At 72.1% G+C, this 3,357-nt stretch carries 4 protein-coding genes; all 4 read right to left on the reverse strand.

What is annotated here, in order from left to right; all coding sequences use genetic code 11:
• Positions 1 to 702 (reverse strand): oxygenase MpaB family protein (locus tag WH07_RS31375; protein ID WP_106409725.1); only part of this gene is annotated, 702 nt, incomplete at its 3' end.
• Positions 699 to 1,937 (reverse strand): MAB_1171c family putative transporter, encoded by a 1,239-nt coding sequence (locus WH07_RS41840; protein ID WP_046507626.1) that lies wholly within the window; start codon positions 1,935 to 1,937, stop codon positions 699 to 701. The genes WH07_RS41840 and WH07_RS31375, both read right to left, overlap by 4 nt.
• 134 nt (positions 1,938 to 2,071) lie before the next feature.
• Entirely contained in the window at positions 2,072 to 2,578 is a 507-nt protein-coding gene (locus WH07_RS31385; protein ID WP_157877465.1) for a hypothetical protein, read from the reverse strand.
• 53 nt (positions 2,579 to 2,631) lie between these two features.
• A partial coding sequence (locus WH07_RS41845; protein WP_269801401.1) for a helix-turn-helix domain-containing protein occupies positions 2,632 to 3,357 on the reverse strand: 726 nt, incomplete at its 5' end.

A 3,357-nucleotide genomic window follows, 5' to 3' on the forward strand; every position in this document is an offset into this window, starting at 1 on the left:
GGACAGGAACGCGGGGAGGCGGGAGGAGAGGAGGGCGCGGCTGGCGGAGTGCCAGAGAGCGCGGCCGGCTTCGGTGGGGGCGAAGTGGGCCGTTTCGTAGGCGGTCATCCAGCGTTCCACGGCCGGCAGGTCGTCGCCCGGCAGGTCCGGCGGGTCCGGCAGGTCCAGGGCGGACGCCAGGGCGCGATGGAAGGCGTACGCGGCGGCCCGTTCCTCCTCCGTGACGCGGCGGTGCCCATGCGCGTCGATGAAGCGCAGCGGGCATACGGTGAAACAGGCCAGCACATAGTGCATCAGCTCCGGGGTGATGCCCGGGCGGGCATGGATCCGGCGCAGGTCAGCCACTGTGCGGCGGCCCTTCTCGCTGTCCACCCCCTCCCCGATCAGCGCGAACATCGCCACGCCCGTCGCCTTCGCCCGCGCCCTCGGTTCGTCCGTCATCCGGCCCGTGGCGTACAGCACCCGCGCGATGTCCGGGATCCCGAAGGTCCGGATGAAGCCCAGGCTGAGTCCGGCCTTCGCCTCCTCCGGCATGGTCTCCAGCACCAGCCGGGCGTACGCGGCGTAGCCGGTGCCGGCCCCGCCTCCGACTCGGGTGTCGGCCTGTGCCCGGGTGCCCTGTGTCGCGGCCGGTGTTCCGGCTTGTGATCTTGCGCCTGCGGTCCCCGTCGTCGTACCGTCCCGCATCCCGCCGTCCCTCATGCCGTCGCCACCGCCAGTGCCTCGTCCGTCAGCGGCGCGTACAAGTAGCCCGCCACCCGCACCAAGTGCGCTCGTTCATCGACCGGTTCCGTGTCCAGACCCGGGAGGGGGGTCTGGTCCTCGCGGGGGCGGGGATCGGTTCCGGTGTTCAGGGCCGCCACCGCGGAGCGGAGAGCCGTCGCCACGGTCAGGGCCGCGCGGTCCGCCTCGTCCAGGCCCGCCCGTTCGGCGACCGTCGCCGCCGCCGTGACCGTGCCGGGGGCGATCCAGGGGCGGAGGGTGAGCTGGCCGTCGCGGATCTCCAGGCCGCGGCGGGCGGCGCGCCACTCCAGGTCGCGGAACGCGAGGCGTTCGGTCCAGGCGGACGGCGGGTCCTCCAGGGCGAGGCGCCGGTCCGCGCCGTACACCAGGTCCCACAGCGGGCGCAGCGCCTGGTAGTCGCGGCGCCGACGGGTCCAGGCGGCGACGGCCGGACCCGCGAAACCCGCCGTGATCAGCATCGCGCCGAGCGCCGCGAAGACCGGGCCGAGGGCGGTGCTCAGCCATTCCGTACCGGTCACGTCCGCGAACGCCGCCCCGATCGCGATGAGTTTGCACACCACATAGCCGCAGGCCACATAGCCGCCGAGGGCGATCAGCCGGATGCCGCGGCGCAGCCAGCCGTACGGGAGCCGGGAGGCGTGTCCGTAACAGACCCGGCTGATGTCGATCAGCGCGAAGCCGAACAGCGCCTGGTAGATGACCAGGAACACCGCGATCTGCGGGACCGTCGCGAAGGTGGTGTCGAAGGTGAGCGGGGACTCGGGGCTGTCGGCGCCGCCGGTGAAGAAGAGGACGATCATCACAGGAGCCAGCACCGCGAACACCGCGAGGCGCCGCCGTACGTGACGCCACGTGTCGCCCGCCGCGTCCCACACCCGCGCGTTGGCGCGCTCTTTCGGCGGGGTCCACATCCGCGCCAGTACGACGGCCCCGGCGGAGAAGCTCGTAATGCCCAGATAGACCAGCAGGGTTGAGAGATTGCCGCGGCCCGTGACCTCGTCGATCAGCCGGTACAGCACGGGCGAGGCCACCACGAACGCGGTCGAGGGCGCCGCGATCGTCAGGGCGACGACCAGCAGTCCGGGCGACGGATCGCGGCGCCACGCCCGGAACTTGAGGATCGCCACGACCCAGGCCGCCGTGCCGATGCCGAGGTATACGGCGTTGAACGGCGCGTCGGGTATGTCAGACATGCGGCCCCTGCCATTCCGGCCGCCCGGACCGCCGCCGCTGTACGTGCCGGCCCTGCCGCCCGGACCTTTGCCGCCATCCGTGCGGGTCTCGCCGCCCGTGCGGGTCCCGCCGTCCCCGCCCGTCCGTACGTATGTCAGACATGCTGGCCTTTACGGTTCTCCAGCGCGGGCGCGAGCTGGGATGTCGTGCCGTCCCCCGGCGCCAGCAGCAGCGTGCGGGTCAGTTCGGCGCCCAGGATCTCCGCCTCCTCCTCGGCCGCGCCGTCGTAGTGGGAGCGGCCCAGGACCAGGCGGAGCATGTCGGCGTCGATGGTGGGCAGTTCGACATGGGCGGGGTCCTCGTCCTCGGCCGGGGGCTCGCCGAGATGCCCGCACAGAAGGTGGGCGAGTTCATGGCAGATGATGTGCGCCTGATGCAGGCCGGAGGTCTCCTGCTCGAAGTGGATGATGTCCTCGTCCGCGCGCCGCTCGACGAACCCCGACGGCTCGCCCAGCCTCATCCGCCGCGGCACCAGCCGGACTTCGCGCCCGGAGCGCTCGGCGACCGCCGCGCACAGCTCCTCCACCGTGCTCATCCGCGGAAGATCGAGCTGCCGGACCATGGCCCGCATCCGGCGGCGGGTACGTCCAAGATCTCGCACGTTCTCCCCATCAGCCGTCCGCCAGTGCCCCAACGGCGTCAGCCGGTCGTCGGTCACGCCTCCGAACCGTCCGAGCCGTCGGGGCCGTGCGAACCGTCGGGACCGTGCGAACCGTCGGGACCGTCGGGCAGTCCGACCGCCCTGCGCAGTTGTTCCACCACGGTCAGAGCCGCGTCCTGCATCTCCGGGGGCAGTCCGGCCGCCCGCATCGCGATGCGCTCCACCCGGGCGTCCCGAAGTGCCTCGATCTTACGCAAGTCGCGCTCGACGGCGCGGGCGGTGGCGGAATCGGTGAAGTAATTCAGCGGGATCCCGAAGAACTTGGCGATCTTCACCGCGTTCTCCAGGCTGGGTTTCTGGGTGCCTTTGCGGAGATTCCCGATGTACGTGCCGCTCAGACCGGTGCCCTCGGCGATCTCGGAGTCGCGCCAGGGGCGGCCGAGATCCTTTGGGTAGATGACCGAAATTACGCGTCGGAAGCGGGCGGCGAAGTCCACCGCGTCCGAATCCTCCGGGACGTCCGGGCCGGAGTCCGAGGCGTCCGTGCCGACATCCGTGCCCGGCGAGTCCGGGCCCCGCGAGTCCGGGCCCGCGTCCGGCTCCCGTGAGTCCGGTACGGCGCCGTCCGCACCCGGCCTCCCGCTCGCACCGCCACCCGGCCCCGTGCCCGTACCAGGCGCGCCCGCGCCCGTACCCCCGTCCGTACCCGAGCCCCCGTCCGACGGCTCTCCCCCTTCACCAGGGCCAAGAGCGGATGCTTCAGAGCGTGGAGAATCGGT

This window comes from Streptomyces odonnellii, from assembly GCF_000981895.1.
In the GTDB taxonomy this organism is placed as follows: Bacteria; Actinomycetota; Actinomycetes; order Streptomycetales; family Streptomycetaceae; genus Streptomyces; species Streptomyces odonnellii.

Excerpts from the sequence above, each read along its gene's own strand:
- WH07_RS41840 (WP_046507626.1), bottom strand. The coding sequence starts at position 1,937 with ATGTCTGACATACCCGACGCGCCGTTCAACGCCGTATACCTCGGCATC.